The sequence below is a fragment of the Streptomyces sp. WZ.A104 genome (assembly GCF_002382885.1).
GTDB lineage: Bacteria > Actinomycetota > Actinomycetes > Streptomycetales > Streptomycetaceae > Streptomyces.
Genome location: NZ_NWVL01000035.1, coordinates 49,105 through 73,590, shown reverse-complemented (window position 1 = coordinate 73,590; position 24,486 = coordinate 49,105). Strand labels below are relative to the sequence as shown.

The following is a 24,486-nucleotide window of genomic DNA, read 5'->3' as shown; positions in this document are numbered from 1 at the left end:
AGTTGGCTCCGGGGCCGGTTCCGTACATGATCAGGTGATTCGGGTAGCGCGTATCGGTGACAAGAACGGTCCAGAGGCCGTCCGCCGGGAGGGAAGTCCGTTGAGCACTCCGAACAAGGACATCGAGAAGGTGGAAGTACGGGTCAAGTGGGACCCGAGCGCCCACGGGGAAGCCGCCAACGACCTCGACATCATCGCCGCGACCTACGTGGCGCGGGAACCGTACGGCAGCCCCGCGTACCTGGTGCACTTCGACAGCCGCTCGCCGGACGGCACCATCACGCTGAACCGCGACAGCAGGACAGGGCAGGGCTTCGGCTTCGACGAGGTCATGACCATCGAGCTGAACCGGCTGGCGGACACCTATACACGGGTGGTGGTCGGGGTCGCCATCCAACAACGCGATGGACACAAGACCTTCGGCGACATCGCGAACACGGCGGTGGAGATCCTTGAGGGCTACACGAAGCTGGTCGAGAACGACTTCTCGGGCGTCCTCTGGGCGACCGCGGCAGTCGTCGGCGAGTTCGTCCGCGACGGCTCGGGACCGTGGGTGTTCCGCCCGTCCGTACGCGGATTCGACGGCGCCCCCGACGCGTTCGCCGCGGTGATGGGCAGCCGGTCCGCGGAGGCCTGACCGCCACGGAAAACTGGCGCCATGGCGAGCACGAAGAACTCGCCGCCGGGCTTCGGGCTCCGGTTGGACGTTGCGGCACATCCGCTCCATGGCGCGGATGTCCTGCGCGTGGTTGAGGAGGTGAGGAGGTGAGGAGGCCGTGATGATGGGCCGCCGCTCGTCGAAGCGCCGCCCGAGGGGTCGTGGTTCGGCCACATCACCGACCTCGTATCGCGCCCCCAGCCGATCGCGGTCCCCCAGCTCCTGTGCCGCGGCGACCATCTCACCGGAGACGTCGGTGCCGAGGACCTCCGCGCCATCGCCCGCCATGGCCTCGGCCACTACGCCGAGGCGCTGACCGACATCGCCTGCGGACGAGCCTGATCCCTCGCGGTAGGCGGTGGGGTGACAGAGCGATGAGGGAGGGGCGTCGGCACCGGGCCGACGCCCCTCCCTCACTGAGAACACTCGCCGGGTGTCAGCTGCACCCGCTCGTCGAGCCGCAGCCCTCGCAGATGTAGCAGGAGCCGGCGCGCTGCATCTTCGTACCGCAGGAGAAGCAGAGCGGAGCGTCCGCGCTGATGCCGAGCTGCATCTCGACCAGTTCGGCCGAGGTGTGCGCCGTCGCCGGGGCGGGCTTCTCGGCGGACTCGCGGGGAGCCGCCACCGCCTTCAGCGGTTCGGACTGCACCGGGGCCGACTGGGCCAGGCTCTCGGAGTCCAGGCCGTCGGCTTCGTAGGACGGCTCGTAGGAACCGGTGTCCAGGTGGCGCTGGCGCTCCTCGGCGGAGTGGATGCCGAGGGCGGAGCGGGTCTCGAAGGGCAGGAAGTCGAGCGCCAGGCGGCGGAAGATGTAGTCGACGATCGACTGCGCCATCCGCACGTCCGGGTCGTCCGTCATACCGGCCGGCTCGAAGCGCATGTTGGTGAACTTCGAGACGTACGTCTCCAGCGGGACACCGTACTGCAGGCCGACCGAGACGGCGATGGAGAAGGCGTCCATCATGCCCGCGAGGGTCGATCCCTGCTTGGACATCTTCAGGAACACCTCACCGAGACCGTCGTCCGGGTAGGAGTTGGCGGTCATGTACCCCTCGGCGCCGCCCACCGTGAAGGAGGTGGTGATGCCGGGGCGGCCCTTGGGGAGGCGCTTGCGGACCGGGCGGTACTCGACGACCTTCTCGACCGCCGTACGGATGGTCTCCTCGGCCTTCGCGGTGACCTCTTCCTTCTCCTTGTCCTTGGTCTTGGCGGAGAGGGGCTGGCCGACCTTGCAGTTGTCGCGGTAGATCGCGAGCGCCTTGACGCCCATCTTCCACGCCTCGAAGTAGACCTCTTCGACGTCCTCGACGGTGGCCGTCTCGGGCAGGTTGACCGTCTTGGAGAGGGCGCCGGAGATCCACGGCTGAATGGCCGCCATCATCCGGACGTGGCCCATCGCGGAGATGGAGCGCTCGCCCATCGCGCAGTCGAAGACCTCGTAGTGCTCGGTCTTCAGGCCGGGGGCGTCGACCACATTGCCGTTCTCGGCGATGTGGGCGACGATCGCCTCGATCTGCTCCGGCTGGTAGCCGAGACGGCGCAGCGCCTGCGGCACGGTGCCGTTGACGATCTGCATCGACCCGCCGCCGACCAGCTTCTTGAACTTGACCAGGGCGAGGTCGGGCTCCAGGCCGGTGGTGTCGCAGGACATCGCGAGACCGATGGTGCCGGTGGGGGCGATGACCGAGGCCTGCGCGTTGCGGAAGCCGTTCTTCGCGCCGAGCCGGATCACGTCCTGCCAGGCCTCCGTCGCGGCGGCCCAGACCGGGGAGTCCAGGTCGTCGACGTGGACGGCCTTGGCGTTGGCGTCGGCGTGCTGCTTCATGACCCGCTGGTGCGGCTCGGCGTTGCGGGCGTAGCCGTCGTACGGGCCGACGACCGCGGCGAGTTCGGCGGAGCGCCGGTAGGAGGTGCCGGTCATCAGCGAGGTGATGGCACCGGCCAGGGCGCGGCCGCCGTCGCTGTCGTACGCGTGGCCGGTCGCCATCAGGAGGGCGCCGAGGTTGGCGTAGCCGATGCCCAGCTGACGGTAGGCGCGGGTGTTCTCGCCGATCTTCTGCGTCGGGAAGTCCGCGAAGCAGATCGAGATGTCCATCGCGGTGATGACCAGCTCGACGACCTTGGCGAAGCGCTCGGACTCGAAGGACTGGTTGCCCAGACCGTCGTCCTTGAGGAACTTCATCAGGTTCAGCGAGGCGAGGTTGCACGAGGTGTTGTCCAGGTGCATGTACTCGCTGCACGGGTTCGAGCCGTTGATCCGGCCGGACTCCGGGCAGGTGTGCCAGGCGTTGATGGTGTCGTCGTACTGGATGCCGGGGTCGGCGCAGGCCCAGGCGGCCTCGGCCATCTTGCGGAAGAGCGACTTGGCCTCGACCTCTTCGATGACGTCGCCGGTCATCCGGGAGCGGAGCCCGAACTTGCCGCCCGTCTCGACGGCCTTCATGAACTCGTCGTTCACCCGGACGGAGTTGTTGGCGTTCTGGTACTGGACGGACGTGATGTCGTCGCCGCCCAGGTCCATGTCGAAGCCCGCGTCGCGAAGGGCGCGGATCTTCTCCTCCTCCTTCACCTTGGTCTCGATGAAGGCCTCGATGTCGGGGTGGTCGACGTCGAGGATGACCATCTTGGCCGCACGGCGCGTGGCGCCGCCGGACTTGATCGTTCCGGCGGACGCGTCGGCGCCGCGCATGAAGGAGACCGGTCCCGAGGCGTTGCCGCCGGAGGAGAGGAGCTCCTTGGAGGAGCGGATACGCGAGAGGTTCAGGCCGGCGCCGGAGCCGCCCTTGAAGATCATGCCCTCTTCCTTGTACCAGTCGAGGATCGACTCCATGGAGTCGTCGACGGCCAGGATGAAGCAGGCGGAGACCTGCTGCGGCTGGGGCGTGCCGACGTTGAACCAGACCGGGGAATTGAAGCTGAAGACCTGGTGCAGGAGGGCGTAGGCCAGCTCGTGCTCGAAGATCTCGGCGTCCGCGGGGGAGGCGAAGTAGCTGTTGTCCTCGCCGGCCTTCCGGTACGTCTTCACGATCCGGTCGATCAGCTGCTTGAGGCCGGTCTCGCGCTGCGCCGTGCCGACGGCCCCGCGGAAGTACTTGCTGGTGACGATGTTGACCGCGTTCACCGACCAGAAGTCGGGGAACTCGACGCCACGCTGCTCGAAGTTGATCGAGCCGTCGCGCCAGTTGGTCATGACGACGTCACGGCGCTCCCACGCCACCTCGTCGTACGGGTGCACGCCGGGGGTGGTGTGGATGCGCTCGATACGCAGACCCTTGCTCGCCTTGGCGCCCTTGGTGCGGGAACCTCGTGCCGGGCCGCTCGCCGTCTCTGTCATGCCGCCTCCCATATGTGGGCAAAAACGCCCTGAAGTGCCCGGATCTTCCCAGGCACAGTGTGTGTCCGATGCTCCGAACGCCGTACGCGGCCTCCGGATGCAAATCTCATGTCGCCCCGCCGCCGGTCCGCGGAGATGTCGCGGGCACGGGCGGTCCGGGCGGGTGCCGCTCAGTCGGCGGCGATGGCGGGCGCGGGGACCTCAAGGGTCTCGCCGCTTCCGCAGTCCTCCGCGGGAGGCCGCTGCGCGCGCAGCTCCACGATGGCGGCCTCGAAGTCTTCCAGGGAATCGAACGCCCGGTACACGGACGCGAAGCGCAGGTACGCGACGAGGTCGAGTTCCTGCAGGGGGCCGAGTATGGCCAGACCCACGTCATGGGTGGTCAGCTCGGCACTGCCGGTGGCGCGCACCGCCTCCTCGACCCGCTGGCCGAGCTTGGCGAGGGCGTCCTCCGTGACGGGCCGCCCCTGGCATGCCTTGCGGACGCCGGAGATGACCTTGGTACGGCTGAAGGGTTCGGTCACGCCACTGCGTTTGACCACCATCAGCGAGCAGGTCTCCACCGTGGTGAAGCGGCGGGAGCAGTCGGGGCACTGCCGGCGGCGACGGATCGACGTCCCGTCATCGGTGGTGCGACTGTCGACGACCCGGCTGTCGGGGTGCCTGCAGAAGGGGCAGTGCATGGCTCCCAACCCTCCTTCACAGCACGACTGAATAGCCTCTTCGAAGCCCTTCTCACGGGCTTCTGGAGGCAGTCCCCAGCATAGGCGATGGCCACGGCCCGGATGAACCAAGACCACAACTTCTGGGCGGCCAAGACAATCCAACCACTAGATCTAGGGTTGGGTCGCGTTTTCGACCCCATCGCGTGTCGCACCCCGATCGGCGACCGGGGGGAGCGCGGGCCAGGGAAGAGGGTACGGGAAAAGCGGGGCCGTCGAGCCGCCGGGCCCCCCGGCCCGGGCTCGCGGATGAAAGACTGGGCGCGACAGCGGCACGCCGCCCCGCCGCGGGCCCGCACACCCCATCGCCTGGTTGCTCATACACCTGCGGGGAGCACTGCGGCAGCCCTTTATTCGTTTTTCACTCGAACGTGTGTTTGGCGCAACCTTTCGAAAGCTACTACCGTTGTCCAGCTTAGGGAGAACATTCGAGAGGGGCCGACGTGACCACCACCGCAGACAGTGCCACCATCACCGCCCGGGACCACCGCTCCCAGAGCCGACTTGAGCCGGTGCATGCCATGAATGACTCAGTCACGAACACGGACGGGCCCGAGCCCGCGCGCCCCGGACGTTCCTTGCCCGGGAGGCCGCCAGGCATCCGCGCGGACAGCTCGGGGCTCACGGACCGCCAGCGCCGCGTCATCGAGGTCATCCGCGACTCCGTGCAGCGCCGGGGCTACCCGCCGTCGATGCGGGAGATCGGTCAGGCGGTGGGCCTGTCCAGCACCTCGTCCGTCGCCCATCAGCTGATGGCCCTGGAGCGCAAGGGCTTCCTGCGCCGCGACCCGCACCGCCCCCGCGCCTACGAGGTGCGCGGTTCGGACCAGCCCAGCACCCAGCCCACCGACACCACGGGCAAGCCCGCCGCTTCCTACGTGCCGCTGGTGGGCAGGATCGCCGCCGGTGGGCCGATCCTCGCGGAGGAGTCCGTCGAGGACGTCTTCCCGCTCCCCCGCCAGCTCGTCGGCGACGGGGAGCTGTTCGTCCTGAAGGTCGTCGGTGACTCGATGATCGAGGCCGCGATCTGTGACGGCGACTGGGTCACCGTGCGCCGCCAGCCCGTCGCGGAGAACGGGGACATCGTCGCCGCGATGCTCGACGGCGAGGCGACGGTCAAGCGCTTCCGCCGGGAGGACGGGCACGTCTGGCTCCTCCCGCACAACGCCGCGTACCAGCCGATCCCCGGCGACGAGGCGACCATCCTCGGCAAGGTGGTGGCGGTGCTGCGCCGGGTCTGAAGCCCGGGCGCCTGTACAGCGCATCGGTCACGGCATCCGCCCCGGGGTCCCTTCCTAGGACGTCGATCATGACGTCGGTTCCGGGGCTTTGCCGTGCCGTCTCCCCGCCCGGTGGCAGGCGGGGGCTACGCGCCCTCCGCCTTGGCCTTGGCGTCGATGGCGGCCAGTGAGCGGCGCGCCTGATTACGGTCCGTGGTGTACCAGAAGTCCGGCAGTGAGGCGCGCAGATAGCTGCCGTACCGCGCGTTGGCGATCCGGGGATCGAGCACGGCCACGACTCCCTTGTCGCCCGTCGCCCGGACCAGTCGGCCCGCGCCCTGGGCCATCAGCAGGGCCGCGTGCGTCGCCGCCACCGCCATGAAGCCGTTGCCGCCCGCCTCCTCGACCGCCTTCTGCCGGGCGCTCATCAGCGGGTCGTCCGGCCGGGGGAACGGAATCCGGTCCATGACCACCAGCTGACAGCTCGGCCCCGGGACGTCGACACCCTGCCAGAGCGACAGGGTGCCGAAGAGGCAGGTCTCCGGGTCGGCCGCGAAGTTCTTGATCAGCTCGCCGAGCGTCTCCTCGCCCTGGAGCAGGATCGGCTTGTCCAGCCGTCCGCGCAGCTCCTCGGCTGCCGCCTTGGCCCCCCGCATCGACGAGAAGAGCCCGAGGGTGCGGCCGCCCGCCGCCTCCACCAGCTCGGCGAGCTCGTCCAGCATGTCCGTACGGGAACCCTCGCGCCCCGGGGTGTTCAGATGCCGGGCCACATACAGGATGCCCTGCTTCGGGTAGTCGAACGGGGAGCCGACGTCCAGCCCCTTCCACTGCGGTACGTCCTCGCCCGCCGTGCCCTCGGGGGCCAGGCCCAGGGACGCGCCCACCCCGTTGAAGTCACCCCCGAGCTTCAGCGTGGCCGAAGTGAGCACCACGGAGCGCTCGGCGAAGAGCTTCTCGCGCAGCAGTCCGGAGACGGAGAGCGGAGCCACCCGCACGGAGGCCCCGAACCGGTCGTGCTGCTCGTACCAAACGACGTCGTACTCAGAACCCTGGGTGATGCGCTCGGCGACGCCGTGGATGGACTCGACCGAGGCCAGCGCCTGCTTGCGGACGGCGTTCTCGTCCTCGACCGACTTGTCGCGGGTGGCGCCGATCGCGGAGATGACCGTACGCGCCGCGTCCCGCAGCGCCATCAGTGCGTAACCGAGGTCCTCGGGCACCTCCTCAAGCCGCCCCGGGAGGGCCAGCTCCATCACCCGCTCGAAACCTTCGGCGGCCGTCTGGAGGGCGTCGGCCGCCTTCTCGTTGACCAGCTTCGCCGCCCGGCGGACCGCCCGGTTGACCTGGGCGGGGGTGAGCTCGCCGGTGGCCACACCGGTGACCCGGGAGACCAGCTCATGGGCCTCGTCGACGATCAGCACCTCGTGCGACGGCAGGACCGGTGCGCCCTCGATGGCGTCGATGGCGAGCAGCGCGTGGTTGGTGACGACCACGTCCGCGAGCTTGGCGCGCTCGCGGGCAGCCTCGGCGAAGCACTCCGCTCCGTACGCGCATTTCGTCGCGCCCAGGCACTCGCGCGAGGAGACCGAGATCTGTGCCCAGGCCCGGTCCGAGACTCCGGGGGTCAGGTCGTCCCGGTCGCCCGTCTCCGTCTCGTCCGACCAGTCCCGCAGCCGCAGCAGGTCCTGCCCCAGCTTGCTGGAGGGCGCGGCCGCCTCGAACTGGTCGAAGAGCCCCTCCTCCTCGTCCTGCGGGACCCCTTCGTGGAGCCGGTGCAGGCAGAGGTAGTTCGACCGGCCCTTGAGCATGGCGAACTGGGGGCGCCTGCGCAGCAGCGGGTGCAGCGCGTCGACCGTACGCGGAAGGTCCCGCTCCACGAGCTGCCGCTGGAGGGCGAGGGTGGCCGTGGCCACCACGACCCGCTCCCCGTGCGCCAGGGCCGGCACCAGATAGCCGAGCGACTTGCCCGTACCGGTGCCGGCCTGGACGAGGAGGTGGGACTGGTCGTCCACGGCCTCGGCGACGGCCTGGGCCATGGTGGCCTGGCCGGGCCTTTCCGTACCGCCGACGGCGGTGACGGCGGCGTGCAGGAGTTCGGGGAGGGATGGCTTCGTCATAGCCCGACCACCCTACGGCGCACCACTGACAACGGCGATCACTCCCGGACGCGTGCGGAGGGATGCAGGGGGTTCGGCACCGTGCCGTGAATGGCCGCGTGCGGGCGGCTGGCCCGGTCACGGTAGCCGTCCACATGCAGACGGTTGCGGTTCAGACAGAGGCGCTCGATCTCCGGGGTGAGCATGTCGAACAGCTCGAACCGCTCCTTGAGCTCCGGAAAGCGGGCGTGGTGGCGCACGATCTCCGCCCGGACGAGTGACCAGAACTCGTCCTCGGAGACGCCGAGCTGCTCCTCGCACAGGGGGGAGAGATAGCGGAAGACACCGACGAAGAGGCCGGAGTGGATGAACTGGGTGAGGAAGGACGGCTCCTCGGTGAGGAGGACGGCGCGCACCTCCTCGGGCATCGTGGCGTGCTCCGGCAGCGGATGGGCGCTGATGTTGACGTCGTCGACGAAGTCCTTGATCGCGAGGCGTACGGGCACGTCGTTCTCGTCGAAGACGACGATGGCGTTCTCGCCGTGCGGGGAGAAGACGGTGCCGTAGCGGTACAGGAAGTGCAGCAGGGGCGGCAGCAGGGCGGCGAAGAGCCGCTTGAGCCAGGTGTCCGGGGACAGTCCGGAGCGCTCGACCAGCTCCGCGGTGAACGCGCGGCCCCCCGGGTCCGTATGCAGGAGAGAGGCGAGCGTCCGGGCCCGTTCACCCGGGGCGAGGCGGGGCGGCAGGGGCTCCCGCCAGATCGCGCCGAGGACTTCCTTGTACTGGTAGGGCGCTTCGGGAAGGTGGTCGTACAGCGGATGTTCGACGGTCACGGAGGCGACTTCGCCGAGAAGGATCACCCGGCAGGTGTCACGGAGGAAAGGGTCGCCCTCGCACAGGCCCTGCACCCAGTCCGTGACGGCGGGGGCGGCGACGGTGCGTTCGGTCGGCAGACCGCGCCAGACCAGGGTGTTGAGGATGGAGAGCGGCAGCTTCACCGTGTGCCGCTCCGGTCGTGCCACGTTGGCGAATGTGCGGATCGACTGCTGCGCGAGCCGTTCGTCGCCGTCGGTGCGCAACGCCACGATGTCGCCGTCGGCGATGGCCGGGGCGAAGAGCGGAACGATCCATTCGTCCCACTGCCAGGGATGTACGGGGAGATAGAAGTAGCCCTCGGGGTCGAGGCCCCGGGCCCGCAGTATCTCGGCGAAGGTCTCCCGGACCGCCGGGTCGAGCTCTTCGGCGTACAGGCGGCCGGGGACGGTGAGGCGGCCGACGCCCCGGTACTGGGCGATGCGGGTGCTGACCGCGATCCACGGCAGCCGGAGCGGGACGCGGGTCTCGGGGGTGTAGCGGGCCGCGTCGGCGGCCGAGAAGCCGAGCCGCCCCTTACTGGCCACCAGCCAGGGGTGGCCGGTCTGATGGCCTTCCAGATCCGCGTAGTCCAGGGCTGCGAGCCGGTCCGCCGTGAGCGCGGTGTGGTCGAGGCGGGCGTCGGCGGTGAGGGTGAGGGTCAGCTCGCGGATGAGGTGGCCGAGGGTCGCGCCGTCGAGTCCGAGGAGGCCGCGGGCCCGGGTGAGGAAGCGCAGCGGGTCGCGGAACGGGCGCGTCGCGGCGGACGAACCGTTGGAGTGGGTGTCCGCGTGACCGGCGGTGGGCCGGCCGTTGGACTGTGCGTCGGGGCCACCGGGGGCGGGCGCGCCGTTGGCGGGGGCGGTCGTGGGCGTGCCGTTGGGGTGCGCGTCGGCGAGGGCGTCGGCAGACGCATGGGCAGGCGAGTCCGCCTGGGCGTCCGGGGGCCGACGGGTCTCCTCGACGGGCCGCCGGGTCTCCGCGATCGAGTCGGGGTCGACGCGCCAGCTGCCGTAGACGCCGCGGCGGGCCGTGAAGTGGAGTACTCCCCCGTCGTCGAGGGTCAGCCGGTGCAGTCCGCCGGGGCCGGGCCGGCGGACGGGCTCGATGATCTTCTCGTAGGCGAACTCGCCGAGCATCTTGGCGAGCAGCCGCGCTGCGGCCCGGTCCCAGATCTCCCGGTTCAGCTCCGGAGGGCTGAACAGCTGCGGGGTCTCGGCTGAATCATGGCTCGCGGGATATGTCGGCACGGGGACTCCTCCGGATGGAACCTATGAGGTTCGAGCGGTGTGGATGGTGCGGCGAGTTGGTCACAGCTGGGCTCGGTGCATACGGTCGCGGATCATCAGGGCGGCGCGTTTGTCGGGGAGATCCACTTCGGCGGAGAAGCGGAAGCCGGCGCTGAGGAACGCGGATACGGACGGGGTGTTGCGCAGGTCCGGCTCGGCGACGACCCGTCCGCACTGCGGAAGGTTGTCCAGGACAAGGTCGGCGACGGCGCGGAGCAGAGTGGTGCCCATTCCCCGGCCACGGTTCTTCACGCCCCCGATGAGGAGGTGGACTCCGGTGTCATGGGGGCGGGCCGGGTAGTGGCGGGCCAGCGGGTCGAGGTCGGCGCGGTAGATCTCCCAGTAGCTCATGGGCGTTCCGTCGAGCAGGCCGAGGCAGGGGATGCTGCGGCCGTCCCCTTCGAGCTGGGTCCTCAGGTGGCCGGCGGTGACGGATGCGGGCCCGGCGAGCTCCCAGAAGGCGGCCACGGCGGGGTCGTTCATCCACCGGGTGAGGACGGCGAGATCGCGCTCCAGCCGGACGGGCAGCAGGCGGAACCCTCCCGCCTCCGTGGTCGCGGGCGGCCAGGTCACGGGGTCGCCCAGCAGCTCACGGACGCTGCCGGGCCGGGCCGCGCATGCCCCCCGGGCCTCCGTGGCCGACTTCCCGCCCTGGTCCTCGCGCCGCCCCTCGCCGGGTTCCTCTTCGTCAGCGATCAGGGCGAGGAGCTCCTCGGTGAGCTTGAGGTCGAGGGTGTCCTCGACTCCGGCGCCCCCGCTCCCGTACGGTTCGGCCGGGCCCTGGTGCTCCGGTAATACGGCGTCGGGTTCCGCGGACGCGTCGGCGGGAGGCACGGTGGCGCTCTCCTCTCTGGACAGGGTGCGGTCGGTGAGTTTCTCCGGTGCGGGTGCGGTCGGAGTCTCTCTGGTGCGGGTGCTCAGCTGTACAGCGGGTTGGCGATGGTGACATAGACGGACTGGGTGTCGACCGGTCCGACCAGCTCGTCGAGGCCGTGCAGCCGGGTCAGCAGATTCGCCTTGCAGCGCAGTTGGCGGTTCTCCAGGAGATACGCGGGCAGCGGCGAGCCCAGTTCCGCGGTCTCGGTGAGGAATTGGCGGAGGACGGTGAGGAGTTCCTGTTCGTCGGCCAGCCGCTGGGCTCCGAACGCCCCGATCAGGCCGAGGACGTTGTTGATGCCGAGGTAGTAGGCGAAGCGCTCGTCGGTGACCGGGTCGGAGACGAACGTGTCGCTGACCGTGCCGATGCCGGGCAGCCGCTGTTCCAGCTCGGCGCGGCGGGAGTCGCGGAAGTAGTAGCCCTGGTTGTCGCGGTAGCGTCCGCCGACGGGCCGGCCGTCCGGGTCGAGGAGGACCAGGGTGTTCTGCTGGTGGGCTTCGAGCGCGATGCCCGCGTGGGCGTCGAGCCAGAGGACCGGGCGGACCACGTGGTCCAGGTAGCGCCCGAACCAATCGGCCGAGACCTCGTGGGTGGCGCGGCCGGTGCGGGCGGCCAGGTGGGCGACGACCTCGGCGAGCCGGGAGCGCATGCCCGGCTGCCCGGGCCGGGGGCGCTGGGCGGTGAGGCCGGCGATGCAGGCGGCGTCGTCGCCCGGGCCGAAGGGGTTGTGACGGAGCATCACGTCGAGCCCGGGGACGGGGGCTCCCTCGGGGTCGTCGACGGCGAGCCAGGCGGGGTCGCGGACGATGTCGAAGCCGGGGTGTTGCCGCTGCCAGCGCTCGGCGAGGCCGGTCGACAGGAGGCGGTGGACCTCGACGCCCCGGTGCAGCTCCTTGCGGAGGTTCTCGCGGCGGGAGTTGGTGATGCGGACGCCGAGGGAGAGCTTGAGCATCACCCGCGCGCCGGGCCGGTGCACGGTACGGATGGAGGAGGTGGGGTGCCAGTGCTCGCCGTGCGGGCCGAGGTCGTGCAACAGGCCGCTCTCCACGAGGGCCCGGAGCTGGGGTCGGTGGAGCAGGTCGGCGGCCTGCCAGGGGTGTACGGGGACGGCGACGGTGCCGGGGGGCGGCCGGAGGCCTTCGGCGTGCGGGGCGAGCAGCTCCTCGGCGGTGGCCGGGCCGCCCTCCTCCCAGGCGGAGTCGGTGGCGGTCAGCGACCGGTCGACGGCGAACCAGTGGAGCGGGAAGGAGCCGTGGAGCTCCGGTGAATAGCGGCGGGACTCCGTTTCGGAGAGGCCTTCGCGGCTCTTGGGGGTCGGGTGAAGGGGGTGGCCCAGCAGCAGCGACTGTTCGGCGGTGAGGAAGAGGTCGGCCTCGGCGGGGTCGGCCGGGCGGCGCCGCCGCTGCTCGATGAAGCCCGCGGTGTGGCGTACGGAGTCGGCGACCCGGCCGACCAGGTCGCCCGCCCCGCTCTCGCCGCCCTCGCGGGCGATGAGGGCGGCGACGGTGACGGCGTCGGCGGGCGGGGCTCCGGCGGGGGCGTTCTCCAGCGCGGGAGCGCCGAAGCGGTGGGCGCCGGTGGCGGACCAGTAGTGCACGGGGACGAGGAGCGCGGTGCCGCTGGCAGGGAAAACGATGCGCAGGGTGCCGCCGTCGGGGCGGGGCAGGCCCGTCTCCCGGGTCCAGCACCGCAGGAGGCTCTCGGTGCCCGCCGAGTCGGCCGCCCGCCGCGGGTCCGGGTGATCGATGGGGTCGGGCCCCAGGTCCTGGTCCACCGGCTCCTCCGGTCCCGGACCCGGCCCGCATGAAGGGGGGTTCGGGTGGTGGGCGGCTTTCTGTCGGGGCACGGTCGTCGCCTCGACCGTGCCGGGGGCGGCCGGTCCGTCCTGCCCTCGGTGCTGGGGGGTACCGGGGCCGTCGGCCTCGGGCGCGGGGGTGGGGTTCACGGCGCTCTTCCTTGTGAGGATTCCGGGATCAGATGATCGACCCGGCGGTGGCCCGACGGTGCGGCAAACGTTCTGCGGCCGCCAGCGCGTCGGCGAGACGGTCGACGACGGCACTCGCCTGTTCGTCGGTGAGGGTGAGGGGAGGCAGGAGGCGGACCACGGCACCATGCCGGCCGCCCAGTTCGACGATGAGGCCGCGGCGCAGGCATTCCTGCTGGACGGCGAGGGCGAGGGCCGGGTCCGGCGGCGGTGCCGGGTCGGGGTCGCCGGCCTCGGCGGGCAGGGGCGCGCTCTCGGGATCCACCAGCTCCAGGCCGATCATCAGTCCACGCCCCCGTACGTCACCGATCGCCCGATGGTGTGCCCGCAACTCCGTCAGGCGGGCGAGCATCCGGGCCCCCAGAACCGCTGCGCGGTCCGCCAGTTGGTTCTCCCTGACGTACGCGAGCGTGGCCGCGCCCGCCGCCATGGCGAGCTGGTTGCCCCGAAACGTACCCGCGTGCGCTCCCGGCTGCCAAAGGTCCAGCTCAGCGCGGTAGACGATGACGGCGAGCGGGAGGGAGCCGCCGATCGCCTTGGAGAGGACCATGACGTCCGGGACGATGCCGCTGTGCTCGACGGCCCAGAAGGCGCCGGTCCTGCCGACGCCCGTCTGCACCTCGTCCACGACGAGCGGAATGGACCGGTCCGCGGTGATCCTGCGCATGCTGCGCAGCCAGGCGTCGGGGGCGGGGTTGACGCCGCCCTCGCCCTGGACCGGCTCCACGATCATGCCGGCCGGGGTGGGCACACCGCCCTTGCGGTCGTCCAGCAGGTGTTCGGTCCAGCGGGCGGCGAGGGCCGCCCCGCCCTCGCCGCCGGTGCCGAACGGGCAGCGGTAGTCCTGCGGGAAGGGCAGCCGGGTCACCCGGACGTCACTCGCACCGCCGGAGGCCTCCAGCGCCCCGGCGGTCATGCCGTGGTACGCACCGGTGAAAGCCAGCAGGCCGCTGCGCCCGGTCGCGGAACGGACCAGCTTGAGCGCGGCCTCGACGGCGTCCGTACCGGCGGGGCCGCAGAACTGGATGCGGGCGTTGTCGGCGAACTGCCGGGGCAGGGTGGCGAAGAGCTCGGTGGTGAAGGCGTCCTTGACCGGGGTGGCGAGGTCGAGGACGTGCAGGGGTGCGCCGGAGTCGAGGACCTTCCTGATGGCTTCGAGGACGACGGGGTGGTTGTGCCCGAGGGCCAGGGTGCCCGCGCCGGAGAGGCAGTCCAGATAGCGCCGTCCGTCCGCGCCCTCGATCGTGAGCCCGCGGGCCCGCACGGGCACGATCGGCAGGGACCGCGCGTAGGTGCGGGCCGCCGACTCGCGCAGCGACTGGCGGCGCAGGATGCCCGCGTGTGCGGGAGGCGGTGCCACCGGCGCGGGTTCGGTCACGGACACGGCTCTTGATCCTCCTGCGGTAACGGTTGCGTTGCACGTCGGTACGATTTCGCGCGGACGGACTGAGCGGGTGAACGCTGTCCTGGTGTCCCCCGTACGTACCAACGACGCCGAACGCGATGGATCACGGGTAAATCGGAACATCCTCGCGGCGGCGGAACCGCGGACCTGCCGCGCACCGTCACCATCGGCACCGGCATAGTGGGGGCCGCACAGCGGCGCGGAGCACCTGCTCCGGCGCCCGAAGTGTCCGTAATGCAACACCGAGTACCGAGTGACGAGGTCCCAGGGGGATCACCAGATGCGACCCATTCGCCCGACCGAGACCGCACGCCCCGGGAGGCGCGCACGGCGCATGCCTTCCGGTGTGTTCGCCGCGACGGCCGTCGCGGCCGTCCTCGCGCTCACCGCCACCGCCTGCGGTCCGGAGGAGGACAACGCGGGCTCCACGCCCAGTGCCTCGGCGGACCAGTCGTCCGACGGCAAGGTCACCCTTCCGGACGATCTGAAGAACCGGCTCAAGGAGCACGGGATCGACCCGGACAAGTGGCGGGACGGCGAGTGGAAGAACTGGGACAAGGACAAGTGGCTGCGTGAGGCCAAGGACTTCGTCAACCCGATCATCGAGGGCCTCTGGGACCCGGACCGGATGCGGGAGGCCGACAAGCCCCCGGAGAACCCGGTCGACAACGACATCTCCGGCGACGAGGGCGTGACGGACCCGACGCCCTCCCCGGTCCAGGCCGCCGGTGTCGCCACGCCGTACCACGACAGCGCCCCGGAGTCCGGGAAGCTGCTGTTCGACGGCCCGCAGGGCTCGATGGTCTGTTCCGCGACGGTCGTGAAGGACCCCGCGAACCCCGGCAAGTCCAACATGGTGTGGACCGCCGGGCACTGTGTGCACGCGGGCAAGAAGGGCGGCTGGTACCGCAACATCGCCTTCGTCCCGGCGTACAACAACGACGGCCTGTCGCTCAAGGAGTTGGAGACCGCCCCCAAGGAGAAGATCGCTCCTTACGGCGTGTGGTGGGGCGACTGGGCCCAGACCTCCGAGCAGTGGATCTCGCAGGGCGCGGCGGTCGGCGGGCAGGGTGCGCCGTACGACTTCGCGGTGCTGCACGTGACGCCGGAGAAGGGCGCTTCGGGCAAGTCACTGGAGGAGACGGTCGGTTCGGCGCTGCCGGTCGAGTTCAACGCTCCCGCCGTGCCGGAGATCGCGGACATGACGGCGACCGGCTACCCGGCCGCACCCCCGTACGACGGTCAGAAGCTGCTCCGGTGCAAGGACGAGCCGGGCCGTCTGGCGCTCCGCAAGGACCAGCCCACCATGTACCGCATCGGCTGCACGATGACCGGCGGCTCCTCCGGCGGCGGCTGGGTCGCGGCGGGCCAGGACGGCAAGCCCGCCCTGGTCTCGAACACCTCGATCGGACCGGTCACCGCGGGCTGGCTGGCCGGGCCGCGGCTCGGCGAGGAGGCCGAGGGCGTCTACCGCGCGGTCAGCCAGAAGTACGCGGGCCAGTAGCGGCCCGACCCCTCCGCGGGGCACGTTCGACGGCCCCCGGCACGGCAGTTGCCGACCGGGGGCCGCTCCGTCCCGGTGTCCGGTTCCGCACCGGCCGCCACGTACGATCATGACGCGGGCATGCCAGAAGCGCGGGCATTCCCGACTACCCACGCATCACGCATTCCGAACCAACTAACGCGTTCAGGGGGATTTCTTCCATGCGATCGATACGTCCGCTGCTGGCCGCCACCGGCCTCGTCGCGGCACTCGCGCTGACGGCGACAGCCTGCGGCCCGGACGAGGACGGGGCCGCCGCGGCCAAGCCCTCGGCCACCGAGGGGTCCGGGGAGCGGGGTTCCACCGGGGGTCTTCCCGGAGACCTGGGTGAGGCCCTGGAGAAGCACGGGGTGGACCCGGAGAAGTGGAAGAGCGGGGAGTGGAAGAACTGGGACAAGGACACCTGGCTCCGAAAGGCCGAGGACTTCGTCAACCCGGTCATCGACGGCCTGTGGAAGCCGGACCGGATGGCCTCGGCCGAGGATCCGGCCAGGACGATGGCGGCCGGTGACCTCTCCGCGGGCCAGAACGCCAGCGACCCGGTGCCCGCGCCGGTGCCCGCCAAGCCCGAGAAGCTGCCCTACCACCGGCACGCCGCTCCGGTCGGCAAGGTCTTCTTCGACTCGCCCAAGGGCTCGATGGTGTGCTCGGGCACGGTCGTGAAGGACCCGAAGAACCCCGGCCGGTCGAACCTCGTGTGGACGGCCGGACACTGTGTGCACGCGGGTGCCGGCGGCGGCTGGTACCGCAACATCGTCTTCGTGCCCTCGTACAACGACCAGGGCAAGTCGGCGGCCCAGCTGCGCACCGCGCAGCCGCACGAGGTCGCCCCCTACGGCACCTACTGGGCCGACTGGGCCGCGTCCTCCGGCGAGTGGATCTCCGGCGGCGGCCCGACGGGCGGCGCGGGCGCACCGTACGACTACGCGATCCTGCACGTGAAGCCGGAGAAGGGCACGAAGTCCCTGGAGGAGACGGTCGGCAACGCGCTGCCGGTCTCCTTCGACGCCCCCGAGATCCAGCAGATCAGCGGAATGGGCGCCTGGGGCTACCCGGCCGGCGCGCCGTACGACGGTCTGCTGATGCACCGGTGTGTCGACCGTCCCGGCCGGCTCTCCCTCGGCGCCGGGACCCCGACGATGTACCGGATCGGCTGCACGATGACCGGCGGCTCCTCCGGCGGTGGCTGGTTCGTCGCGGGACCGGACGGGAAGTCGATGCTGGTCTCCAACACCTCGATCGGACCGGTCACTTCGGGCTGGCTGGCCGGACCGCGCCTCGGTGAGGACGCCCGGCGGACCTTCGGGATGATGAGCGACAAGTTCGCCGGTCGGTAGGGGTAGGCCCGCTGCCGTACGGCGAAGGCCCGGCCCCCGGACTCGCTGGAGAGTCCGGGGGCCGGGCCTTCGGATTCGCGGGGTCCCGCGAGGGTCAGTGCGCGGCGGGGACGAAGGTCCCGAGCTCGGCGGCCAGCTCCTCGTGGACCTGGGCCTTGAGCAGGGTGCCCTCGGCGGTGTGCTCCTCGAAGAGCACCTCGCCCTCGGCGTGCACCCGGGAGACCAGAGCCCCCTGGATGTACGGCACGAGCACCTCGATCTCGACGGACGGGCGGGGCAGCTCGGCGTCGATGAGTGCGAGCAGCTCGTCGATCCCGGCGCCGGTCCTGGCCGAGACCGCGATCGCGTACTTCTCGTTGCGCAGCAGCCGCTGGAGGACCAGGGGGTCAGCCGCGTCCGCCTTGTTGATCACGACGATCTCGCGTACGTCCACCGCGCCGACGTCCCGGATCACCTCGCGCACCGCGGCGAGCTGCTCCTCCGGCACCGGGTGGGAGCCGTCCACCACATGCAGGATGAGATCGGACCCGCCGACCTCCTCCATGGTGGAGCGGAACGCCTCGACGAGGTGGTGCGGCAGATGCCGGACGAACCCGACGGTGTCGGCGAGGGTGTAGATACGGCCGCTCGGCGTCTCGGCCCGGCGGACGGTCGGGTCCAGGGTGGCGAACAGGGCGTTCTCCACCAGGACACCGGCCCCGGTCAGACGGTTGAGCAGCGAGGACTTGCCCGCGTTGGTGTATCCGGCGATGGCGACCGAGGGCACCTTGTTGCGCTTGCGCTCCTGGCGCTTGATCTCGCGGCCCGTCTTCATCTCCGCGATCTCCCGGCGCATCTTCGCCATCTTCTCGCGGATCCGCCGCCGGTCCGTCTCGATCTTGGTCTCACCGGGGCCACGGGTGGCCATGCCGCCACCGCCGCTGGAACCGCCGCCACCCATCTGACGGGAGAGCGACTGGCCCCAGCCGCGCAGCCGGGGCAGCATGTACTGCATCTGGGCCAGGGAAACCTGCGCCTTGCCCTCTCGGGACTTGGCGTGCTGGGCGAAGATGTCGAGGATGAGCGCGGTCCGGTCGACCACCTTCACCTTGACGACGTCTTCCAGATGGATCAGCTGGCCGGGGCTGAGCTCACCGTCGCAGACGACGGTGTCGGCACCGGATTCGAGCACGATGTCGCGCAGCTCCAGCGCCTTGCCCGAACCGATGTAGGTGGCCGGGTCCGGCTTGTCGCGCCGCTGGTACACCGCGTCCAGCACCTGCGCGCCCGCCGTCTCGGCGAGTGCGGCGAGCTCCGCGAGGGAGATCTCCGCGTCGTGCACCGTCCCCGAGGTCCAGACACCGACCAGCACGACGCGCTCCAGGCGCAGCTGGCGGTACTCGACCTCGGTGACGTCCTCAAGCTCGGTGGAGAGGCCGGCCACGCGCCGCAGGGCGGCACGCTCGGAGCGGTCCAGCTGATCGCCGTCCCGTGCTCCGTCGATCTCCTGGCTCCAGGCGACGTCCTCTTCCATCAGGGCGTCGGCCCGAAGGCTTTCGGTGAGGCTCTCGGTGGTGTTCTCCGTGGCGCTCTGCGCGTTCCGCGCGTCCTGGGGAAGGGAAGAAGAGGAGGTCATTGGATCCTTACGTCGATAGAAGTCATTACGCCAGTCACAACGTGTGATCTCCCCGGATGATTCCCTCCCGGGAATCCCGGTGCGGTCCGCCGTGCCGACGCGTCGATAGTGGCACGGCCCCGGCGCGCCCGTCACGCGGGTTTCGCGCTGGTCCAGTCGGGGTGCCCGGGCATCGGCGGCGTCGTCTTCCCGTACAGCCAGCCGTCGAAGAAGGCGGTCAGGTCCCGGCCCGCGATGCCTGAGGCGAGCCGGGTGAAGTCCGCGGTGGTGGCCGTGGAGTCCCGGTGCACCCGGACCCAGGTGCGCTCCAGGCGGTCGAAGGCGGCCGCGCCGATCTCCTGGTGCAGGGCGTAGAGCACCAGGGCGCTGCCGTCGTACACGACCGGGCGGAACAGGCTGAGCTTCTGGCCCGGGGCCGGGCCGTCCGGGTGCGCCGGAGGACCGCCGTCCGCCCGCCAGCCGTCGGACAGCTTGTACGCCTCACGCATCCGCCGCTCCAGGGTTCCGCCGCCGTGCTCCTCGGCGTACCGGGCCTCGTACCAGCTGGCATGCCCCTCGTTGAGCCACAGGTCGGACCAGGTCGCGGGCGAGACGCTGTTGCCGAACCACTGGTGGGCCAGCTCGTGGATCATCACGGAGTCGACGTACCACTCGGGGTAGGCGGGCTCGGTGAAGAAGGACCTCCCGAACAGGGACAGCGTCTGGGTCTCCAGGGCGAAGCCGATGGGGCTGTCGGCGACGAGCACCCCGTACGTCTCGAAGGGGTAGCGGCCGACCTGCTCCTCCATCCACTCCAGCTGGGCCGGGGTCTTCGCGAGCCAGGGTTCCAGCCGCTCGCGGTCGGCGGCCGGGACGACGTCGCGCACCGGCAGTCCGTGCGGTCCGGTGCGGTGCAGGACCGCGGAGCTGCCGATGGAGACCTGGGCCAGTTCGGTGGCCATGGGGTGTTCGGTGCGGTAGGTCCAGGTGGTCGTGGAGCCGTGCCGGGTCTTTCCGGTGGGCAGACCGGCCGCGACCGCCGTCAGTTTGCGGGGAGCGGTGATCCGGAAGGTGAAGTACGCCTTGTCCGAGGGGTGGTCGTTGCCCGGGAAGACCCGGTGGGCGGCGTCGGCCTGGTTGGCCATGGCGAGTCCGTCTGCGGTACGGACCCACCCGCCGTCGTCCGCTGCTCCGGCGGGGTCGCTGGTGTGGCGGACGGTGATGTTCAGCGGGGCGCCCGCGGGGAGGCGGCGGGGCGCCTGGAGGACGAGGTCCTCGTTCTTGCTGCCGAAGTCGACGGACCGCCCGTTGACCTCGACTCCCAGGACGGTGCCCCGGGCGAAGTCGAGGTTGATCCGGTCCAGCGGGGCGGTGGTGCGGGCGCTGATCTTGGTGACGGCGTCCAGCGGCTTCGTGTTGCTGCCGTGGTACGTGAGGGCGATGTCGTACGCGAGGACGTCGTAGCCGGGGTTGCCCAGCTCGGGGAAGAGCCGGTCACCGATGCCCAGGGGCTCGGGGGCGGGCAGTGCGGCGGCGACGAGGGTGGCCGAGGCGGTCGCCAGCAGGGCGGCCCGCAGACGGCGGGAGAGGAGCGGCATGGACTACCGCTATCAGCGCGCGGCCGCCGGGCCGGGAAGCCGCGCGCCACACCACCCGAACGAGGACGCGCCGTCCGTGGCGGCTCAGCCCGCCGGGGCCGGGTGCTGGGCCCGGCTGACGTCGTAGACCCCGGCCACCTCGCGCATGGCGCGCATCAGGGCGGGGAGTCCCGCGGCGTCGGGGAGCTGGAGGGTGTACGTGTGGCGGACGCGCTGTTCGCTGGGGGGCTCCACGGTGGCGGAGACGATCGCCGCCTCAGCGGTGGCGATGGCCTCGGTGAGGTCGGCGAGGAGCCGGGGGCGGCCGAAGGACTCGGCGACGAGCGTGACCCGGCAGCCCGCGGTGGACCCTCGGTGTTCGCCGTCCGCCCAGCGGGCCGCGACCGGGGCGCGGCCGATCTCCTGCATCGCGGCCACGGCGGAGCACTCCCGGCGGTGCACGGTGACCGCGCCGCCGCGGACGACGAAGCCGGTCAGCTCGTCGGGGGGCACCGGCGTACAGCATCCGGCCAGGCGCACGGGGGCGTCCGGGCCGTCGACGACGACGTCGGCGCTGCGCGGTCCGGAGCGGGTGCGGGCCGGGGCGGTGGCGGTCTGGGGGGCGGCGCGTCCGGGGGCGCCGCGTTCTTCGGAAGCGGCGCGTTCCCGGTCGGGGGCGGCGGGCTCGCCGGGCATGGGACCTGGGCCTGCCGAGCCGGGGCCGGGCCCGAGGCGGCCCGGGCCGGGGCCGCTCGCATCCACGGTCTCCGGGTCGGGCTTCGCTTCGTCGGGGTGGGCGGTGAGCCAGCCGGTGATCGCGATCCGGGCGGCGGGGGTGCGGACGTGGTCGAGCCAGTCGGGCGAGGGGCCCGAGGCGGTGTCCTGGGCGAGCAGCAGCTGCACGGTGTCGCCGTCGCTGAGGACGGTGCTGAGGGTGGCGAGGCGGCCGTTGACCCGGGCTCCGATACAGGCGTGGGCCCGGTCGCCGTGCTGTGCGTAGGCCGCGTCGACGCAGCTGGCCCCGGCGGGCAGCCCGAGGGTGCCGCCGTCGGTGCGGAAGACGGTGATCTCGCGGTCCTGGGCGAGGTCGTCGCGCAGGGTGGTCCAGAAGGTGTCGGGGTCGGTGGCGGACTCCTGCCAGTCCAGCAGCCGAGAGAGCCAGCCGGGCCGGGTCGGGTCGGCGCGCTCGTCGGACGGCTCGGCCGGCTGGGCGGGGGCGGTGCCGTCCTGGACGTACGGATTGCCGAGGGCGACGACGCCCGCCTCGGCCACCTTGTGCATCCGGTGCGTACGGATGAGGACTTCGGCGACGGCTCCCCCGGGGCCGACGACCGCTGTGTGCAGCGACTGGTACAGGTTGAACTTGGGGGCGGCGATGAAGTCCTTGAACTCGGAGATCACCGGAGTGAAGCAGGTGTGCAGTTCGCCGAGGACGGCGTAGCAGTCGGCGTCCTCGGTGACGAGCACCAGCAGTCGGCCGAAGTCGGTGCCGAGCAGTTCGCCGCGTTTCCTGCGCACCCGGTGCACGGAGACGAAGTGGCGTGGCCTGATGAGGACCTCGGCGCTGATGCCCGCGTCCCGCAGGGTGTGCCGTACGTCGTCGGCGATGGTTTCCAGGGGAGCTTCGGCGCGCGTCGCGGTGGCGATGAGGGCGCGGGTCCTCTCGTACTCCTCGGGGTTCAGGATGGCGAAGACCAGGTCCTCCAGCTCGGTCTTGAGCGCCTGCACGCCGAGCCGTTCGGCGAGCGGAATGAGGACGTCCCGGGTGACCTTGGCGATCCGGGCCTGCTTCTCTGGGCGCATCACGCCGAGGGTGCGCATGTTGTGCAGCCGGTCGGCGAGCTTGATCGACATGACCCGGACGTCGTTGCCGGTGGCGACGAGCATTTTGCGGAAGGTCTCGGGTTCGGCGGCGGCGCCGTAGTCGACCTTCTCCAGCTTGGTGACTCCGTCGACGAGATAGCAGACCTCCTCGCCGAACTGCTCCCTTACCTGATCGAGCGTCACCTCTGTGTCCTCGACGGTGTCGTGGAGAAGGGAGGCGGTCAGCGTGGTGGTCTCGGCACCCAGCTCGGCCAGGATCAGGGTGACGGCCAGCGGGTGCGTGATGTACGGCTCGCCGCTCTTGCGCATCTGGCCGCGGTGCGAGGACTCCGCCAGGACGTAGGCCCGGCGCAGGATGGTGAGGTCGGCGTCGGGGTGGTGGGCGCGGTGCGCCTCGGCGACATGGCCGATGGCGTCGGGCAGCCGGTCGCGGGAGACCGGGCCGCGCAGTGCTACCCGGCCCAGTCTGCGCAGGTCGATCCGGGGGCGGCTCCGCCTGCGAAGGGGAGCGCCCGGATCGGCGGCCTCTGCACTCATGGGGGGCACCTCCGACGTCGACCGGCGGGGCGAGGGCTGGATGCGCCTCGGAGCCGGTGCTTGATGCTATCGAGCCCACCACGTGGCGCAGTCCAGCTCTCGCCCAGCGTGAAACGGATCACCCATTCGAGCGAAGCTCTGACCGATCACCGTTTCGAGCGAAGCGACTGCGGCTGCTACCGCGCGGCGTCGTCGAGCCAGGCCGGGTCGATGACGCCTTCGGCGACGATCACCGCGGGGCCCGTCATGTCGATCCCGCCGTCGGGGTGCTCGGTGATGACCAGGGTGCCGCCGGGGAGATCCACCGTGTACGTCACGGGGAGGCCGGTCTCGGCGGGGTCGGTGCCGTCCCGGCGGGCGGTGGCGACGGCGACCGCGCAGGCGCCGGTGCCGCAGGAGCGGGTCTCGCCCGAGCCCCGCTCGTGGACGCGCATGCCGACGTGGCGCGGGCCCCGGTCGACGACGAACTCGACGTTGACGCCTTCGGGGTAGACCCCCTCAGGGCTGAAGGGCGGGGTGCTGAGCAGGTCGCCCGCGTGGTCCAGGTCGTCGACGAAGGCGACCGCGTGCGGGTTGCCCATGTTGACGTTGCGGGCGGGCCAGCTGCGGCCGCCGACGCTGACCGTGACGCCCGCCTCGGGCAGCAGGGCACGCCCCATGGAGACCGTGACGTCACCGTTCTTCGCGAGGTGCACCCGCTTGGGGCCTCCCCGGGTGGCGACGGTGAGGTCGCCCTTCTCGACGAGGCCCGCACGCTGGAGGTAGTGGGCGAAGACGCGCACCCCGTTGCCGCACATCTCGGCGACCGAGCCGTCCGCGTTGCGGTAGTCCATGAACCACTCGGCCGCGTCCGCCATGTCCCGCGCCTCGGGGTGCGCGGCGGACCGCACGACGTGCAGCAGGCCGTCGCCGCCGATGCCGGCCCGGCGGTCGCAGAGCCGTGCGACGAGGGAGGCGGGCAGCGCGACGGCGTTGTCCGGATCGGGGACGATCACGAAGTCGTTCTCGGTGCCGTGACCCTTGAGGAAGGCGATCTGCGAGGTGCTCACAGGTCAACTGTACGAGGCGGCGCCGACAGTCCGCCCGACCGGCCCCGGGCTCCGCCGCACGAGCGCCCGCACGTGGACGTACGGCCCTCAGCGCAGTCGGGCGACGCGCCAGACGGCGAGAGCCACGAGTGCGGCGCCCGTCACGACGTACAGGGCGATCACCCGCCAGTCGGGGCGGTCACCCGAACTCCGGGAGGGCAGACCCGGCCAGGTGTGGCCGACGCGGCGGGCGGCCATCATGCCCCAGCCCGCGGCGCAGCAGCTGATCAGGAGGCCCAGCATGGCGACCACGGCACCGCCGTCGCCGAACTCGAAGGCGAGGGGGAAGGCGAACATCAGTGAGCCGACGGCGGCCAGCATGACGATGGGCGCGAGCTGCCAGATCCGCAGCCGACGGGCGGGCCGGAGCTCGACCTCGACCTCGGGGGTCACGTCCTGCTCGTCGGGCCCGTCGGGGCTCAGCCCCGCGGTCTCCCGCGGCGGCGGTGCGTCGTGCTCTGTGTCGCGCTGTTCCGTGTCGCGAGGGCCGGCCTCCATCGCCACGCGCCCTCCCAACTCGGACTCCACTGGTGGATCGATGCTCGATGA

16 protein-coding genes are annotated in these 24,486 nt (G+C 71.3%); 4 read left to right on the top strand and 12 right to left on the bottom strand.

Annotation, left to right across the window (positions count from 1 at the left end; all coding sequences use genetic code 11):
* The first annotated feature begins 100 nt into the window (after positions 1–100).
* Complete coding sequence (locus CIB93_RS19910; protein ID WP_096628543.1) at positions 101–637, top strand: TerD family protein; 537 nt, start codon at positions 101–103, stop codon at positions 635–637.
* Positions 638–1,094: 457 nt separating this feature from the next.
* On the opposite strand, the gene CIB93_RS19905 is transcribed toward CIB93_RS19910, so the two are convergent.
* On the bottom strand, positions 1,095–3,992 hold the full coding sequence (locus CIB93_RS19905) for a vitamin B12-dependent ribonucleotide reductase (RefSeq protein ID WP_096628542.1): 2,898 nt from the start codon (positions 3,990–3,992) through the stop codon (positions 1,095–1,097).
* 170 nt (positions 3,993–4,162) lie between these two features.
* Positions 4,163–4,675 (bottom strand): transcriptional regulator NrdR, encoded by a 513-nt coding sequence (gene nrdR, locus CIB93_RS19900; RefSeq protein ID WP_096628540.1) that lies wholly within the window; start codon positions 4,673–4,675, stop codon positions 4,163–4,165.
* Positions 4,676–5,157: 482 nt separating this feature from the next.
* On the opposite strand from nrdR, the gene lexA reads away from it, so the two are divergent.
* Positions 5,158–5,955 carry a transcriptional repressor LexA gene (lexA, locus tag CIB93_RS19895; protein ID WP_026242273.1) on the top strand — a complete coding sequence of 266 codons (798 nt, stop codon included), beginning with the start codon at positions 5,158–5,160 and terminating at the stop codon, positions 5,953–5,955.
* 125 nt (positions 5,956–6,080) lie between these two features.
* Here the strand turns inward: lexA and CIB93_RS19890 are convergent, their stop codons facing one another.
* From CIB93_RS19890 to CIB93_RS19870, 5 genes are all read right to left on the bottom strand, one after another.
* Positions 6,081–8,051, bottom strand: a complete 1,971-nt coding sequence (locus CIB93_RS19890; protein ID WP_096628539.1) for an ATP-dependent DNA helicase — start codon at positions 8,049–8,051, stop codon at positions 6,081–6,083.
* 38 nt (positions 8,052–8,089) lie between these two features.
* On the bottom strand, positions 8,090–10,132 hold the full coding sequence (locus tag CIB93_RS19885) for an IucA/IucC family siderophore biosynthesis protein (RefSeq protein WP_096628537.1): 2,043 nt from the start codon (positions 10,130–10,132) through the stop codon (positions 8,090–8,092).
* 60 nt (positions 10,133–10,192) lie between these two features.
* Positions 10,193–11,005, bottom strand: a complete 813-nt coding sequence (locus CIB93_RS19880) for a GNAT family N-acetyltransferase (RefSeq protein WP_096628536.1) — start codon at positions 11,003–11,005, stop codon at positions 10,193–10,195.
* Between the two features lie 83 nt (positions 11,006–11,088).
* Positions 11,089–12,993, bottom strand: a complete 1,905-nt coding sequence (locus tag CIB93_RS19875) for an IucA/IucC family siderophore biosynthesis protein (RefSeq protein ID WP_096628534.1) — start codon at positions 12,991–12,993, stop codon at positions 11,089–11,091.
* 28 nt (positions 12,994–13,021) lie between these two features.
* Positions 13,022–14,416 (bottom strand): diaminobutyrate--2-oxoglutarate transaminase family protein, encoded by a 1,395-nt coding sequence (locus CIB93_RS19870; protein ID WP_096628533.1) that lies wholly within the window; start codon positions 14,414–14,416, stop codon positions 13,022–13,024.
* 355 nt (positions 14,417–14,771) lie between these two features.
* Here CIB93_RS19870 and CIB93_RS19865 point away from each other — a divergent pair, with 355 nt between their 5' ends.
* Positions 14,772–15,941 (top strand): serine protease, encoded by a 1,170-nt coding sequence (locus CIB93_RS19865; RefSeq protein ID WP_096628531.1) that lies wholly within the window; start codon positions 14,772–14,774, stop codon positions 15,939–15,941.
* 200 nt (positions 15,942–16,141) lie between these two features.
* The gene (locus CIB93_RS19860) at positions 16,142–17,317 is read left to right on the top strand and encodes a serine protease (RefSeq protein ID WP_096628529.1); all 1,176 of its coding nucleotides are present in this window, start codon (positions 16,142–16,144) and stop codon (positions 17,315–17,317) included.
* A 94-nt stretch (positions 17,318–17,411) separates the two neighbouring features.
* Here the strand turns inward: CIB93_RS19860 and hflX are convergent, their stop codons facing one another.
* From hflX to CIB93_RS19835, 5 genes are all read right to left on the bottom strand, one after another.
* Complete coding sequence (gene hflX / locus CIB93_RS19855) at positions 17,412–18,932, bottom strand: GTPase HflX (protein ID WP_096628528.1); 1,521 nt, start codon at positions 18,930–18,932, stop codon at positions 17,412–17,414.
* A gap of 131 nt (positions 18,933–19,063) precedes the next feature.
* Positions 19,064–20,509 (bottom strand): M1 family metallopeptidase, encoded by a 1,446-nt coding sequence (locus CIB93_RS19850; protein ID WP_096628527.1) that lies wholly within the window; start codon positions 20,507–20,509, stop codon positions 19,064–19,066.
* A gap of 84 nt (positions 20,510–20,593) precedes the next feature.
* Complete coding sequence (locus CIB93_RS19845; protein WP_096628525.1) at positions 20,594–22,849, bottom strand: bifunctional (p)ppGpp synthetase/guanosine-3',5'-bis(diphosphate) 3'-pyrophosphohydrolase; 2,256 nt, start codon at positions 22,847–22,849, stop codon at positions 20,594–20,596.
* Between the two features lie 176 nt (positions 22,850–23,025).
* Positions 23,026–23,898 (bottom strand): diaminopimelate epimerase, encoded by an 873-nt coding sequence (gene dapF / locus CIB93_RS19840; protein WP_096628523.1) that lies wholly within the window; start codon positions 23,896–23,898, stop codon positions 23,026–23,028.
* An 87-nt stretch (positions 23,899–23,985) separates the two neighbouring features.
* Positions 23,986–24,435: a hypothetical protein gene (locus tag CIB93_RS19835; protein WP_096628521.1), complete on the bottom strand. Its 450-nt coding sequence runs from the start codon at positions 24,433–24,435 to the stop codon at positions 23,986–23,988.
* Positions 24,436–24,486: the final 51 nt, after the last annotated feature.

Excerpts from the sequence above, each read along its gene's own strand:
- CIB93_RS19905 (WP_096628542.1), bottom strand. The coding sequence starts at position 3,992 with ATGACAGAGACGGCGAGCGGCCCGGCACGAGGTTCCCGCACCAAGGGC.
- CIB93_RS19865 (WP_096628531.1), top strand. The coding sequence starts at position 14,772 with ATGCCTTCCGGTGTGTTCGCCGCGACGGCCGTCGCGGCCGTCCTCGCG.
- CIB93_RS19850 (WP_096628527.1), bottom strand. The coding sequence starts at position 20,509 with ATGCCGCTCCTCTCCCGCCGTCTGCGGGCCGCCCTGCTGGCGACCGCC.
- CIB93_RS19860 (WP_096628529.1), top strand. The coding sequence starts at position 16,142 with ATGCGATCGATACGTCCGCTGCTGGCCGCCACCGGCCTCGTCGCGGCA.
- hflX (WP_096628528.1), bottom strand. The coding sequence starts at position 18,932 with ATGACCTCCTCTTCTTCCCTTCCCCAGGACGCGCGGAACGCGCAGAGC.
- CIB93_RS19845 (WP_096628525.1), bottom strand. The coding sequence starts at position 22,849 with ATGAGTGCAGAGGCCGCCGATCCGGGCGCTCCCCTTCGCAGGCGGAGC.
- CIB93_RS19890 (WP_096628539.1), bottom strand. The coding sequence starts at position 8,051 with ATGACGAAGCCATCCCTCCCCGAACTCCTGCACGCCGCCGTCACCGCC.
- CIB93_RS19835 (WP_096628521.1), bottom strand. The coding sequence starts at position 24,435 with ATGGAGGCCGGCCCTCGCGACACGGAACAGCGCGACACAGAGCACGAC.
- nrdR (WP_096628540.1), bottom strand. The coding sequence starts at position 4,675 with ATGCACTGCCCCTTCTGCAGGCACCCCGACAGCCGGGTCGTCGACAGT.